The sequence below is a fragment of the Streptomyces chartreusis genome (genome assembly GCF_008704715.1).
Lineage (GTDB): Bacteria > Actinomycetota > Actinomycetes > Streptomycetales > Streptomycetaceae > Streptomyces > Streptomyces chartreusis.
Genome location: NZ_CP023689.1, coordinates 5,912,963 through 5,927,269 on the forward strand (window position 1 = coordinate 5,912,963; position 14,307 = coordinate 5,927,269).

The window sequence follows — 14,307 nt, forward strand, 5'->3', positions numbered from 1 at the left end:
GCGAAGGACGCCGTTTCGGCCGACTGAGCCTCGGCCGAAACGGCGTCGCCCGTCTCCGGGGACGCCGCACCGGCGCCGTCGGCTAGGCGGTCGGGCGTCCCATCGCCCGGTAGCTCCAGCCGGCCTTGCGCCACAGCTCGGGGTCGAGGGCGTTGCGGCCGTCCAGGATGACCCGGGCCGCCGCGACCTCGCCGAGCGACTTCGGGTCCAGCTCCCGGAACTCCCGCCACTCCGTCAGGTGCAGTACGACATCGGCGCCCCGCACCGCCTCGATCGCGCTGTCGGCGTAGCCCAGGGTCGGGAAGAGACGGCGGGCGTTGCCCATGCCCTTGGGGTCGTAGACCGTGACCTGGCCGCCCTGGAGGTGGATCTGCCCGGCGACGTTCAGCGCGGGCGAGTCCCGTACGTCGTCCGAGTCGGGCTTGAAGGTGGCGCCGAGCACCGCGACCCGCTTGCCGAGGAACGACCCGCCGCCCAGCGCCTGCCGGGCGAGCTCCACCATCTGACCGCGCTGGCGCATGTTGATCGAGTCGATCTCGCGCAGGAACGTCAGCGCCTGGTCGGCGCCCAGCTCACCGGCGCGGGCCATGAAGGCGCGGATGTCCTTGGGCAGGCACCCGCCGCCGAAGCCGATGCCGGCGCGCAGGAACTTCTTGCCGATCCGGTCGTCGTGCCCGATGGCCTCCGCGAGCCTGGCGACGTCGCCGCCGGCGGCCTCGCAGACCTCCGCCATCGCGTTGATGAAGGAGATCTTGGTGGCCAGGAAGGAGTTCGCGGAGGTCTTCACCAGCTCGGCGGTGGGGAAGTCGGTGACGACGAAGGGGGAGCCGTCGGCGATCGGCGTCGCGTACACCTCGCGCAGCAGCTCCTCGGCACGCTCGCTGCGCACGCCGACCACGATCCGGTCCGGGTGCAGGGTGTCGTCCACGGCGAAGCCCTCGCGCAGGAACTCCGGGTTCCACGCCAGCTCCACCTCGCCGCCGCCCGGCGCGAGCTCCAGGATGCGGGCGGCGAGCCGGTCGGCGCTGCCCACCGGCACGGTCGACTTGCCGACGACCAGGTTCGGGCCGCGCAGGTGCTTGGCGAGGGACTCGACGGCGGAGTCGACGTAGCTCATGTCGCAGGCGTACTCGCCGTGCTTCTGCGGAGTGTTCACGCAGACGAAGTGCACGTCGCCGAACTCGGCGACCTCCGCCCAGTCCATGGTGAAGCGCAGCCGGCCCGTGGAGCCCTCGATGCCGGCGACGTGCTTGCGCAGCAGTTCCTCGAGACCGGGCTCGAACATCGGGACCTGGCCCCGGCCGAGCATCTCGATCTTCTCGGGCACCACATCGAGCCCCAGCACCTCGAACCCGAGCTCGGCCATGGCCGCGGCGTGGGTGGCGCCGAGATAGCCGGTACCGATCACGGTGATCTTGAGGGCCATGGGGGACTCCAGAAGGGGGACGGCGGCGTGCGGGCCCGAGCATAGTCGGAGGGTCTGACGGGCAACTTCCCAGCTGTCGCCAAGCTCACGTATCACTCCCGTGAGACGACCCCTAAAATTTGAGTTACTTAACGGTAATTAGCACCGGCATCACACTTGCCACCCAGCGTCCTTGGAGCGTGAGAGACCTTGGCCGGATCGGCTGACTTCGACCTGTACCGCCCGTCCGAGGAGCACGACATGCTCCGTGACGCCATCCGCTCCCTGGCCGAGGCGAAGATCGCACCGCACGCTGCCGCGGTCGACGAGGACGCCCGCTTCCCGCAGGAGGCGCTTCAGGCCCTGGTCGCGGGTGATCTGCACGCGGTGCACGTGCCCGAGGAGTACGGCGGCGCCGGCGCCGACGCCCTGGCCACCGTGATCGTGATCGAGGAGGTGTCCCGCGTCTGCGCGTCCTCCTCCCTGATCCCGGCCGTGAACAAGCTGGGCTCGCTCCCGGTGATCCTCTCCGGCTCCGAGGACCTGAAGAAGCGGTACATGACCCCGCTCGCCAAGGGCGAGGGCATGTTCTCCTACTGCCTGTCCGAGCCCGACGCCGGCTCCGACGCGGCCGGCATGAAGACGAAGGCCGTCCGCGACGGCGACCACTACATACTGAACGGCGTGAAGCGCTGGATCACCAACGCCGGCGTCTCCGAGTACTACACGGTGATGGCGGTCACGGACCCGGCGAAGCGCTCCAAGGGCATCTCGGCGTTCGTGGTGGAGAAGTCCGACGAGGGCGTCTCCTTCGGTGCCCCCGAGAAGAAGCTCGGCATCAAGGGTTCCCCGACCCGCGAGGTCTACCTGGACAACGTCCGCATCCCGGCGGACCGCATGATCGGCGAGGAGGGCACCGGCTTCGCCACCGCGATGAAGACGCTGGACCACACCCGCATCACCATCGCCGCCCAGGCCCTCGGCATCGCCCAGGGCGCCCTCGACTACGCCAAGGGCTACGTCCAGGAGCGCAAGCAGTTCGGCAAGCCGATCGCCGACTTCCAGGGCATCCAGTTCATGCTCGCCGACATGGCCATGAAGATCTCGGCCGCCCGCGCGCTGACCTACCAGGCCGCCGCCGCCTCCGAGCGCGGCGACGCCGACCTGACCTACCTGGGCGCCGCCGCCAAGTGCTTCGCCTCGGACGTGGCGATGGAGGTCACCACGGACGCCGTCCAGCTCCTCGGTGGCTACGGCTACACCCGTGACTACCCCGTCGAGCGCATGATGCGCGACGCCAAGATCACGCAGATCTACGAGGGCACCAACCAGGTCCAGCGCATCGTCATGGCGCGCAACCTGCCGTAGCCCCGCGGGATTTGAAGGTGAAGGGTGTCCGGGTCCCCCGGGCACCCTTCACCCGTTCGGGCCCCTGGCACCGCCTGCGACGGAATGCGGAGGTGTGTGCCCTGTGCGACTTCTGGTGTGAATTGTTCGCGTCCGCCCGATGGCGCCCCGCCGTGCGCGGGCGTAGGACGGAAGGGCACGGGGCCCGCCCCGGGCTCCCGCGTCCCCCCAGGAGGAGCCATGACCCAGCCCGGAACCATGCCGATGAGCAAGGAGATGCAGGACTGCGTCGACGCGTGCATGACCTGCCACAGCATCTGCGAGGAGACCATGAGCTCCTGTATGCAGATGGGCGGCCAGGCCCAGATGCAGATCATGCGGGCGCTCATGGACTGCGCCGAGACGACCCGTATGTGCGCGGACATGATGATGCGCCGCTCGCCCATGTCGGCCGAGATGTGCGCGATGTGCGCCAAGGCCTGTGAGATGTGCGCCGAGGCGTGTATGTCCATGCCGGACGATCCGCAGATGATGCGCTGCGCGGAGGCGTGTCGCCGCTGCGCCGCGACCTGTCACGCGATGGCCGGCGCCACGATGTGACCGCCGCATGACAGCAGTCGAGGGCACCCGGTTCGGGTGCCCTCGATCGGTGCGCTCGCGCCTCACTTGTCCGAGACGGTCACCGTCTCGTCGTTCTTCAGCTGCTCCACCAGCTTCTTCACCTTCGCGGTGTCCCACTGCAGGTTGCCGTTGCCGGAGTTGCCCGAGATCGGCATGTTCATCGACTTGCCCTCACCGCCGCTGACGCCCTTCATCGCCCAGAACATGGACGCCAGGTCCCACAGGCTCATGTCCTTGTCGACGGTCAGGGAGTCCAGGCCCGCGCCCATGGTCGGGTACAGCTTGAAGGGGTTCAGGATCGTGCCCGGGGTGGCGACCTGGTTGGCCAGGGCCGAGAGGAACTTCTGCTGGTTCTTCGTACGGTCCAGGTCGGAGCCGGGCAGTGCGTACCGGGTGCGGACGAAGGCGAGGGACTCCTCGCCGTTCAGGGTCTGCTTGCCCTCCTTGAAGTCGGCTCCGGACTTGGAGTCCTTGATGCCGCCCTTCGGGATGTCTATCTCGACGCCGCCGACGGAGTCCACGATGTTGGCGAAGCCGCCGAAGCCGATCTCGACGTAGTGGTCGATGTGCAGACCGGTGTTGGCCTCGACGGTGCGGACCAGCAGCTCGGGGCCGTCCTCCGCGTACGCGGCGTTCAGCTTGGTCTGCCGGCCGGTGCTCTCGTAGAGCTTGCCGGAGTCGGAGCCCTTGTACGACGGGATCGTGACGTTCGAGTCGCGCGGCAGGGAGACCAGGGTGTCGCCGTTGCCGCCGACGTGCAGGATCATCATCGAGTCCGTGCGCTTGCCCTCGGCGGAGCCGGTGTGCAGCTTCTTCTTCTCCTCGGCGGACATGCCCGCACGGCTGTCGGAGCCGACGATCAGGTAGTTGGTGCCCTCGCCCGCCTCCGGCCGGTCGATGACCTTGGACAGGTCGACGTCACGGTTGAGCTTGGAGTCGGCCCAGAAGTAGGTGGCGACGGACGTCACGACCAGCAGGGTCACCAGCGTGATCGTCGTCACCTTGATACGGCGCCGCCAGTTCGGCGCGGGCCGCGGCTCGCGCATCCCCCCGCCGTCACGGCCGCCGCCGCCCCCGCCGCCGTAGACCTGGCCCGTGTTGTAGCCGCTGTCGTACCCGTCGTCATAGCCGTCGTCGGCGTAGCCGCCGTGCCCCTGGCCGTTCACGTACGACGGCTGCTGCGGCACACCGCCGTAGCCCTGGCCGGGCGGCGCCGCCGGGCCGCGGCGGACCTGCCGCATCACGCGCGCGCCCTCGGGCTGTGCGCCAGCGCTGCCGCGTCCGTAACGGCTGCCGCGGTTGTCGTCGGACCATGCCTGGGGCCAGTCATTCATGCGCCTAAGTGTGCAGGGCGCGGCCTGGTGTCTTACAAGGGTCGGCGAAAAATAGAGGCACGGCTGTTGCGAACCCAACACAAAGTCCGCGAATGACGACGCGGCATAAGGTGGACGGCATGACAGACCAGGTCACCGCAGTGGAGTCGGGCAATCCGGAGATCCCGGGCAAACCGACATCCGCATCACGCACCACTCTCAGCCACATCATGACCCACAACGACACCAACCTTCTGGGGACGGTGCACGGCGGTGTGATCATGAAGCTCGTCGACGACGCCGCGGGAGCCGTGGCCGGCCGGCACTCCGGCGGCCCCGCAGTCACCGCGTCCATGGACGAGATGGTGTTCCTGGAGCCGGTCCGCGTCGGTGACCTCGTCCATGTGAAAGCGCAGGTCAACTGGACCGGACGGACCTCGATGGAGGTCGGCGTACGGGTGCTCGCCGAGCGCTGGAACGAGTCGACGCCGCCCCAGCAGGTCGGCTCCGCGTACCTGGTGTTCGCCGCCGTCGACGCCGACGGCAAGCCGCGCCGGGTGCCCCCGGTGATGCCGGAGACCGAGCGCGACAACCGCCGCAACCAGGAGGCCCAGATCCGCCGCACCCACCGTCTGGCCCGCCGCCGCGCCATCAAGGAGCTGCGCGAGAAGCGGGCGGCGGAGGGTTACCAGGACTGAGCCGGCCGGACCGGCACCCCCGGAGACGGGGGCGCCGACGGCATGGCCGGTTCTCGACCCTGTTCCGGGGTTACGAGCACCCTGTCTCGTCGCCCCGGACCACCGCGGAGTGGCTCTTCAGCGGGTCCTCGGCCCGTACCTTGCGGACCTGCTTGAAGTCCTTGCCCACGATCACCTTCAGCGTCGGCCCGAGCCCCTTCACCGCCCGCAGCTCGCTGCCGGGCAGGGCGGCCGCCAGGGACTTCGCCGAGCGGTCCCAGCCGGGGTCGTGGGCGACGACCGTCCGCTTCAGCGAGTGCTCCGCCGAGGGCACCGGACGTCCCGTCGTACGGAACCCGATCCCCGCCAGCGCCGAGTCGGCACGCTTGCCGAGGCCCTCCCGCGCGGTGCCGTTCTCCACCTGGACGTGGATCTGCTGCGGGGCGACCTCCACCGGGACGGCCCGGTGCCGCGTGCGCTGCTCGGCCAGCGGCTTGTCCTCCCGCAGGGCCCGGAACAGGCGCTCGGCCCGCTCGTTGTCCCACTTCACCGTGGAACCGAGGCCCTTGACCGTGTACCCGAGCTGCCCGATCGGCACGGTCGTGAACTCCGACGACGAGGGCGAGAAGTTCCGCATCGCCCGGCCGAGGTCGAGCAGCTCGCCCGTGCCGAACTCCTTGTCGGCCCGCACCGACCCCAGCACCGCCCGCGTCACGTCCCGGAACCGCATCGGGTTCAGCAGGATCCCCGACGACGTCGCCCGCTCGACCAGCGCCGCCATGAACCGCTGCTGACGCTGCACCCGCCCCAGGTCGGAGTCGCTGTCGATGTGCCGGGCGCGCACGAACTGCAACGCCTCGCCGCCCATCAGCCGATGGGAGCCGGCCGACAGGTCGAGCCCGGTGTAGGAGTCCTTCAGCGGCTCGGCGGTGCAGATCCGCACCCCGCCGAGCACGTCCACCGTCTTCATGAAGCTGGTGAAGTCGACCTCCAGATAGTGGTCGATCTTGACGTGCGTCATGTGCTCGACGGTGCGCACGGTGAGGTTCGGACCGCCCTCCGCGTACGCCGCGTTGATCTTGATGGCGTGCGCCCTGCGGCCCTCGCCGGCCGGCACCTCGGCGTAGGAGTCGCGCGGCAGGCTCACCACGCTCGCCCGCTCCCGGTCCGCCGAGATGTGCACGATCATGATCGTGTCGGTGCAGTGGCAGGGGGCGCCGCCCAGCTTGTACTTGCGCCGTTCCTCGTCGCTGATGCGGTCGCGGCCGTCGGTGCCGACGAGCAGGACGTTCATCCCGTGCCCGGTCGGCGGCCGGTTCTTCATGTCCTTGAAGGGGTCGACCCGCTCGATCTTCGCGTCCAGGCTGGTCACCACCGCGTGCCCGATGCCGGCGGAGGCGAGCACCACGACGGACAGCGTCGTCACCGCCCGCATGGCCCAGCGTGGCCGCCTGCGCCGCGCTGGAGCGACCGGCCGCTCGCCGCCGCGGGACGGCTGCGGGCGTCGCTGCGCGGGGGCGGGGGAGCGGCGGGGCGGCGTGGGCATGGGGCGGTACCTCCGCTGGGGCTTGCCCTGGGGGCCGAACGTGGGATCCGTGAGCACCGTAGGGCCATACGATCTGCTGCCCGGAGCACCGGCCCCGGCGGGGCGCACCGGTGTCCCCCGTTCGCGGTAACGTGAGGCCCCTATGAACGCCAATCCCGACGTGCAGCTCCCCGCCGTGTCCGTCATCATGCCCGTCCTCAACGAGGAGCGGCATCTGCGCGGAGCCGTCCAAGCGATCCTCGCGCAGGAGTACGCCGGCGAGATGGAGGTCGTGATCGCCCTCGGTCCCTCCGCGGACCGCACGGACGAGATCGCCGCCGAGCTCGTGGCCGAAGACCCTCGCGTGCACACCGTCCCGAACCCGACCGGCCGCACCCCCGCCGCGCTCAACGCCGCGATCAAGGCCTCCCGGCACCCGGTCGTCGTCCGCGTCGACGGGCACGGGATCCTCTCGCCGAACTACATCGCGACCGCCGTACGGCTCCTGGAGGAGACCGGCGCGCAGAACGTCGGCGGCATCATGCACGCCGAGGGCGAGAACGACTGGGAGCACGCCGTCGCCGCCGCGATGACCTCGAAGATCGGCGTCGGCAACGCGGCCTTCCACACCGGCGGCGCGGCCCAGCAGGCGGAGACCGTGTACCTCGGTGTGTTCCGGCGCGAGGCGCTCGAGCAGCAGGGCGGCTACAACGAGGAGTTCATCCGCGCCCAGGACTGGGAGCTCAACTTCCGGATCCGCGAGGCGGGCGGGCTGATCTGGTTCTCGCCGGAGCTGAAGGTGTCGTACCGCCCGCGGCCGTCGGTGAAGGCCCTCGCCAAGCAGTACAAGGACTACGGCCGCTGGCGGCACGTCGTCGCCCGCTACCACGCCGGCTCCATCAACCTGCGCTACCTCGCCCCGCCGACGGCGGTCTGCGCGATCGCCGCGGGCCTCGTGCTGGGCGCCCTGGTCACCCCGTGGGCCCTGGTGGTCCCCGGCGGCTACCTCGCGGCGATCGCCGCGGGCTCGGTCCCGGCCGGCAAGGGACTGCCGCTGAAGGCACGCCTGCAGATCCCCGTCGCCCTCGCGACCATGCACATGTCCTGGGGCTACGGCTTCCTGACCAGCCCGCGTTCACTGGCGCGGAAGGTCATCGCCTCCCGCCGCCCGGCGGTGCTCAGCGCGAGCTGAGCGGGCCGCCGGGCGCGGCGCCCGTCACCAGGTGAATCCGTCGCTCACCTTCATGCACGCCTTGGTGTCGGAGGCGTTCAGCGCCTCCGCCGTGTCCGGTGTCCTGTCGTCCTGCTTCGGGGCCTTGTACGCCGTGCCCTCGCGCCAGTCGGCGCCGACGACGAGGGTGACGCCGGAGACGTCCGTGGACTTCTCCACGGCCTTGGCCGGGATGCCGAGGGCCTTGGCGAGCCGCTGGGCGTCGCCCTCGAGTTCGGCACTCGGGTAGCGCACGACCGTCGTGTCCGCGGTCGGCGTCGTCGAGGAGTCCGCGACGGCTCGCGTGAAGCCCTTGTCGACGAGCAGCCCGGCGACGGTGGTCGCCCGGCCGGAGACCGGCGCGAGGACGTCGGTGCGGGTGCCGTTCTGCACCTGCACGGCGATCTCCCCGTCCGCGGCGGCCGGGTCGGTCGGGGCCGTCTCCTCGGTGGTCTTCTTCTTGTCCTTGCCGTCGAGCGCGATGTCCTCGCGCACCAGCCGGAACAGCTTGGTGGCGTCCTCGGTGGGCTCGACGCGCGAACCGACGTACTGGTTGGGCATCGTGGTCATGGTGATGCGCGACGTCGGCACCTTCTTGAGCTCGCCCGCCAGGTCGTAGAGCTTGGCGACCGTGCCGATGCCCTCGTCGACGGTCAGCGCGTTGGTCGCGGCCTCGGCGAGCTTGCGCAGCTTGTTGGGGTTGCTCAGCTTGGCGTTCTTGCGCAGCTCACGCACCATCGAGTTCATGTACTGGTGCTGCGCCTTGGCGCGGGCCAGGTCGCTGCCGTCCTCGAAGCCGTACCGCGTGCGCAGCCACTGCAGGGCCTGCTCGCCCTTGACGTACGTGGTGCCCTTCTCCAGCTTCAGCCCGGAGCCGTGGCCCTGGCTGTCCTTGGAGTGGATGTTCTTGTCGACGCAGACCGGGACGCCGCCGATCGCGTCCGCCATCGACACCACACCGGAGAAGTCGATCATCATGAAGTGGTCGATGTGGATGTCGGTCAGCTTCTCCCACGTGGCCACCGTGCACCCCGGACCGCCGCGCCCCAGCGACTGGTTCGTCATCGTGCGCTGACGCGACTCGAAGACGTCACCGCTGTCCGGGTCGGTGCACTTGGGGATGTCCACGAGCGTGTCGCGGGGCATGCTGACGACCGACATGTTGGAGCGGTCGGCGGAGACGTGCAGCAGCATCTGGACGTCGGCGAGCGGTGTGCCGCCGAACGTCTCCTTCGCGCCGCCGAGTTTCTGGTTCTCCTCGGTGTCGCGGGCGTCCGAGCCGATCAGCAGGATGTTCAGCGGGGTCTGCCCGGCCGCGTTCGCCTCGGACTCGGCGGCGCGGTCCTTGGCGTCGCCGATGTTGAGGTCGTCCTTCTTCAGGTTGCCGTTGAGGTGCTGGTAGTAGAGATAGCCGGCACCCGCGGTGCCCAGTATCACCACCGCCAGTACCGTCGCCGACCAGCGCAGCACGCGCCGTCTGCGGGGTCTGCCGTCGGTTCCCCGGCCGCCCCCGGAACCCCCGCCACCGTGCCGGCCGCTCTGGTCGGCCGGCGTGTCCTGGTCGGCCCGTGGGGTGAGCGACATGGTGTCGTCCACCGCGGGGGCCTCCCCTCGCACACTGCTCTGCGCCAACTCTCCGCCCTTCCCCACCCTTGGCCCGGCATGGCCACGCTCCGCGTCGGACCTCCCTGTCCGGTGCGGAGCGAACCATGTCAGACCACTCTGTCCGACACCGGTTCGCAACCTGTCAGACCTCTGTGGGTCCGAGCCGGGTTGGCCACGCGTCGGCAAAATCCGCGCCGGGTGCGCCGCTCGGCGCGCCCGGCCAACGCCGGCTGACACACCTGTGTCGTGTGTCAGACCAACGAGCGACGAAGACAGTTGCGCTCCACGCCGCAGATTCCGTACAGCTGTCCTCCTGCGGCGATCCTGTACGACTGCCCGCATGCCCCGGCCCGTGCACCGCAGCGGGCCCGTCGCACCCCAAGTGGGCTGTGGGACGGGCCCGTCGGGCCGTTACCGGCCGCCGGCTACTTCGCGCACTCGACCTTGTCGGCCGTGGACTTCTCCACGTCCGGCGCCTTCGTCGGCGCGGTCACCGACTTGCCGGCGCCCTTGAAGTCCTTGCCCAGCGTCAGCGTCATCGTCGGCAGGCCCTGCGAGTTGGTGACGCTCTTGCCCGGCTTCATCGCCGCACCGGAGAGCCCCATGATGTCGGCGAGCCGACGTGCCTGGTCCGCCTGGTCCGGCGCGTACTCCAGCGTCGTCTTCGCCAGCGACGCCGGGGCGTTGCCCGCGTTCTCGGACTTGGACACGCCCTCCTCGTTCTGCAGCCAGGTGAGCGTCTCCGACGCGCTGCCCGAGGGCGCCCCGCCGTTGAGGACCTGCACCCGCACCTCGGAGGCGTCGGCCTTGGTGCCCTTGAGGCGGGCGGCCACGGCGGCGGCCTCCTTCTGCTTCTGCTCCTTGACCGCGGTGAAGGAGACGTCGTTCTGGATCGCCTCGAAGACCTCGGGCGCCGTCGACTCGTTCAGCACGACGGTCGTCTTCACCTGCTCCGCCGGGTTGTCTATCACCGGAACCGTCGTGAAGGTCAGGTTCTTGGTGTTGAGCTTGCCCAGCTCCAGACCGAGGTCCTTCAGCTTGTCGATGGAGTCGAGCTGGGAGTCGACGGTCAGCGCCTTCGTGCCCGCCTCGGCCAGCTTGATCATCTTGGACGGGCTGCTGAGCGTGTCGTTCGACTTCAGCTTGCGCATCAGCGCGCTCAGGAACTGCTGCTGGAGCCCGATCCGGCTCAGGTCGCCGCCGAAGCCGACCGAGTGCCGGGTGCGCACGAAGGCCAGGGCGTCCTCGCCCTCGATCGTGTGCTTGCCCTTGGTGAGGTTCAGCTTGGAGTCGCGGTCGTTGATGTCCTTGGCCAGACACACCTCGACACCGCCGACGGCCGTGGTCAGCGTCTTGACCGCGTTGAAGTCGGCCACCATGAAGTTGTCCGGCTTTATGCCGGTCAGCTCGGTGACGGTACGGGCGGTGCAGCTCGGCGTACGGCCTTCCTGGCCCAGGCTGGTGTTGAAGCGGACGCCGGTCTCGCCCGCGATGACCTCCTGGGAGCCGTCCTCCTGCGTGGTCGGGCAGTCCGGGATGTCCACGATGAGGTCACGCGGGATGCTCAGCGCGGTCGCGTTCGAGCGGTCCTTGGAGACGTGCAGCAGGATCGTGGTGTCGGCGTGGCCCGCGCTGCCCGAGTCGCCGTACTTCTCGTTGCCCGCGCCCGTGCGCTTGTCCGTGCCGATGAGCAGGATGTTGATGGCCTTGTCCTTGCTGAAGCCACCGGTGCTCGCGCCGTCGTCGTTCACGGACTGGATGTTGTCGTTGAGGTGCTCGATGTAGAGATACGCGCCGGCCGCGGCGGCGACCACCACGAACGCCATGATGCCGCCGGTCCAGAGCGCGGCCTTCTTCGCCTTGCCCTTCTTCTTCACCGGCCGGCGACTGCGACGCCCCGGCAGCGGCTCCTCGGGTGCCCCCCTGCGCCTGCGCTGCGGCGGGACCTCACGGCCCGGCGCCTGACGGGACTCACGTCCCGGCGCCGCGGTCCTGTTCCGTACGGTGCCCCCCGCATCGCCCGCTCCGCCCGCGGCACGGGCGCCACCGGCGCCCTTCGCGGCGGTACCGGCCGAACGCGCGGCGGCGCCTGCGCGGGAAGCGGCTCTGCGGGGACCCGGGACCGGTGACTGCGGAGAGGAAGGACCCAGTCGCAGTTCGTATTCACCGGTGTTCGGATTGAGCACCCACTGGTCTGCGGGATCGATATCGTCCGCCCGCCCACGGCCTTGCGCGTCCACGGTTGTCTGAATCCTCCGTCGGGGCCACGCGGCGCCTACCCCCTCCAAGGCGCTCGGGTCTCGGTCAAACAGTGCGCAAGCCTAACTACGGCAGGGAGCACCGGATCGCTCACACTATCCGCCCAGTTCAGCGTGGAGCGAGGACGGTGACAAATTCCACGTCCCTACAACTGGGCAATCTGCCGCATTTCTTTGAATCGGGGTTCGCCGACTTGGTGAGCGCTTTACCCGCAGGGGTTCTCGGCGGCCGTACTGCCGCGGAAAGTGGGTGCCGGAGATGTGGACCCGCCGGGCTCGTCGGATCCCTTCGTACCGGACTTCTGATCCTCGCCGCTGGAACGCTTGTGCGAGGATCCGCGAGGTGACCCCTGGGACTTTTCGGTCGAATTCATGACTTCCACCGGCGCGTCGATCCGCAGCCGTTCGAAAAGGCGCTCGGCCTCGGGTTCCACGAGCTGGTCGCGATTGGCGTTGTAGACGTACGACTCCCTCGGAACCGTGAGGAATTGCACGCGTTCGGTGGGGATGTCGCGCACCCCCCGCGCGAGTTCGTACAAACCACGCAAGTTGGCCAGTGCCGGGTCCGTGGTCAGGGACGATGTGGCGGCGTCCAGGACCGGATAGAGCCGCACCGGGTTCAGCAGGACGTCATTGCTCTGCGCCTTGTGCACGAGCGCGGCGAGGAAGCGCTGCTGGCGGTCCATGCGGTCGGTGTCGCTGCCGTTGCCGAGGGACTTGCGGGCACGGACGTAGCCGAGGGCCTGCTCGCCGTCGAGGGTCACCTTCCCGGCCGGGAGCCTGAGCTTGGCCGCCTTGTCGTCGATGGGCTTCGAGAGGCAGATCTCGACGCCGTCGAGGGCGTCGACCATCTCCTTGAAGCCGTGGAAGTCGATGACCATGTGGTGATCCATGCGGATGTTCGTCATCCGCTCCACGGTGCGCACGGTGCAGGCCGAACCGCCCACCTGGAAGGCGTAGTTGAACATCGCGAACATCGGCTCGCTGCGGCGGCCGTCGGAGCGGCGGCAGCCGGGGACGTCGACCATGAGGTCCCGGGGTATCGAGACGGCGGTGGCGCTGCGGTGGTCGGACGACAGGTGCAGCAGGATCGTGGTGTCGGAGCGCTCGGTGCCGGAGTCCTTGCCGTAGCGGCGGTTGCCGGAGCCGGCCCGGGAGTCGGAGCCGATCACGAGGATGTTCTGGGCGCCGCGCACGAGCGAGGTGGGGCGCTCCTTCTCGTACCGGGCGAGCTCCGCCGCGGCGGCCTCGTCCGGGGTGATGTTGGAGTCGAGCTTGGCGTACACGCCCCAGGCGACGCCCCCCGCGACGACGACCACGAGCCCGACCCCGATCGCCCCGCGCCGGACCCAGCGCCGCACAAGCCCCTTCCTGCTGGCCGACGCCCCCCGGTGCGCATCTGCGGTGTCGGTCACGGCTGTGTCCACCCCTCATTGCGTACAGCGTGTGGTGTGGGCTGCTGTTACGACCATCGCGTGGATGGGGGGTGGGGGGTGGGTCGTGGTGGGCCGAACGGGTGAGGTTCGTGGGGCCTGGCTTGCCAGGGGCTACCTCGCCGTCGCCGTCACTCGTTCCGCCTCGATCCGCTTGGCCAGGGACTCCTCGCCCAGTTCGTCGAGGTGCCGGCACAGGACCACCGAGCCGCCGGTCGCCAGCGCCGCGTACAGGCCGGCGGCGAGGCCCTCCCAGGTGTCGTACGGCAGGGCCGACAGGATCCGTGAGCCCGGACCCGTGAGCCCCAGGGCCGGCGCCTCCGCCCGGGCGCGCTCGACCAGCTCGGCGGCGCTGAACTCCCGGCCCGCCACGATCAGCGCCGGGTCCTCGGGGTCGACCGGGGCGTACGGCGCGAAACGGTCACCCTGGCTCGGCACCTCGACCGCGTAGTCGGCGAAGCCGGCCGGCGGCTGCGGGAAGCGGCCCCCGAGCGGCCGCAGCGCGAGCGCGACCCGCTCCCCGCGGCACGCCCGCGCGGCCTCCAGGTCGTCCGGCCCGCTCACCACCACGTCGGCCGTCGCCGGGTCCCCGCCCACGTCCGCGATCGTGCCCACCGACGAACACGCCAGCAGCCACACCGCCGTCTGCCAGTGCGTCGGCAGCAGCACCGTGACCCGGTCGCCCGGTCCGGCGCCGAGGTCGCCCTGAAGCAGATTCGCGGTCTTGGCCACCCAATTGGCGAAGGTGGCCACGGACAATTCCACGCGTTCCCCGGTGGCGTCGTCGTAGAAGGTCACCAGGGGGCGTCCGGGATCCGCGGCGAGCGCGGAACGCAGCAGGTCGGCGGGGGTGCGATCGGTGGCATTCACCCGCGCAAGGGTACGCGCAGCGGTGCTCGCGCACCCCCTTGCG

The 14,307-nt window shown here is 70.0% G+C and carries 11 protein-coding genes; 4 read left to right on the forward strand and 7 right to left on the reverse strand.

The annotated features are described in order from the left end of the window. Window positions 1-82: 82 nt before the first annotated feature. On the reverse strand, window positions 83-1,426 hold the full coding sequence (locus CP983_RS26005) for a UDP-glucose dehydrogenase family protein (protein WP_107905755.1): 1,344 nt from the start codon (window positions 1,424-1,426) through the stop codon (window positions 83-85). A gap of 189 nt (window positions 1,427-1,615) precedes the next feature. Between CP983_RS26005 and CP983_RS26010 the strand changes: the two genes are divergently transcribed. Together CP983_RS26010 and CP983_RS26015 are read left to right on the forward strand one after the other, a co-directional pair. After that, on the forward strand, window positions 1,616-2,773 hold the full coding sequence (locus CP983_RS26010; RefSeq protein ID WP_107905754.1) for an acyl-CoA dehydrogenase family protein: 1,158 nt from the start codon (window positions 1,616-1,618) through the stop codon (window positions 2,771-2,773). A gap of 219 nt (window positions 2,774-2,992) precedes the next feature. Beyond that, window positions 2,993-3,352, forward strand: coding sequence for a four-helix bundle copper-binding protein (locus CP983_RS26015; RefSeq protein WP_030955587.1), 360 nt, complete (start codon window positions 2,993-2,995; stop codon window positions 3,350-3,352). Between the two features lie 62 nt (window positions 3,353-3,414). On the opposite strand, the gene CP983_RS26020 is transcribed toward CP983_RS26015, so the two are convergent. Continuing rightward, on the reverse strand, window positions 3,415-4,707 hold the full coding sequence (locus CP983_RS26020) for an LCP family protein (RefSeq protein ID WP_107905753.1): 1,293 nt from the start codon (window positions 4,705-4,707) through the stop codon (window positions 3,415-3,417). 119 nt (window positions 4,708-4,826) lie between these two features. Between CP983_RS26020 and CP983_RS26025 the strand changes: the two genes are divergently transcribed. Continuing rightward, the gene (locus CP983_RS26025) at window positions 4,827-5,384 is read left to right on the forward strand and encodes an acyl-CoA thioesterase (RefSeq protein WP_176576861.1); all 558 of its coding nucleotides are present in this window, start codon (window positions 4,827-4,829) and stop codon (window positions 5,382-5,384) included. A gap of 70 nt (window positions 5,385-5,454) precedes the next feature. Here CP983_RS26025 and CP983_RS26030 read toward each other — a convergent pair whose 3' ends face one another. Beyond that, window positions 5,455-6,909 carry an LCP family protein gene (locus CP983_RS26030; protein ID WP_150502143.1) on the reverse strand — a complete coding sequence of 485 codons (1,455 nt, stop codon included), beginning with the start codon at window positions 6,907-6,909 and terminating at the stop codon, window positions 5,455-5,457. 142 nt (window positions 6,910-7,051) lie between these two features. Between CP983_RS26030 and CP983_RS26035 the strand changes: the two genes are divergently transcribed. Next, complete coding sequence (locus CP983_RS26035) at window positions 7,052-8,080, forward strand: glycosyltransferase family 2 protein (protein ID WP_150502145.1); 1,029 nt, start codon at window positions 7,052-7,054, stop codon at window positions 8,078-8,080. A gap of 24 nt (window positions 8,081-8,104) precedes the next feature. Here the strand turns inward: CP983_RS26035 and CP983_RS26040 are convergent, their stop codons facing one another. The 4 genes from CP983_RS26040 to CP983_RS26055 all read right to left on the reverse strand — a co-directional run bounded on the left by CP983_RS26040 (window position 8,105) and on the right by CP983_RS26055 (window position 14,264). Continuing rightward, window positions 8,105-9,682, reverse strand: a complete 1,578-nt coding sequence (locus CP983_RS26040) for an LCP family protein (protein ID WP_150506880.1) — start codon at window positions 9,680-9,682, stop codon at window positions 8,105-8,107. A gap of 446 nt (window positions 9,683-10,128) precedes the next feature. Then, window positions 10,129-11,943 carry an LCP family protein gene (locus CP983_RS26045; RefSeq protein ID WP_125529794.1) on the reverse strand — a complete coding sequence of 605 codons (1,815 nt, stop codon included), beginning with the start codon at window positions 11,941-11,943 and terminating at the stop codon, window positions 10,129-10,131. A gap of 224 nt (window positions 11,944-12,167) precedes the next feature. Then, window positions 12,168-13,376, reverse strand: a complete 1,209-nt coding sequence (locus CP983_RS26050) for an LCP family protein (protein WP_150502147.1) — start codon at window positions 13,374-13,376, stop codon at window positions 12,168-12,170. 132 nt (window positions 13,377-13,508) lie between these two features. Further along, window positions 13,509-14,264, reverse strand: coding sequence for a TIGR03089 family protein (locus CP983_RS26055; protein WP_150502149.1), 756 nt, complete (start codon window positions 14,262-14,264; stop codon window positions 13,509-13,511). Window positions 14,265-14,307: the final 43 nt, after the last annotated feature.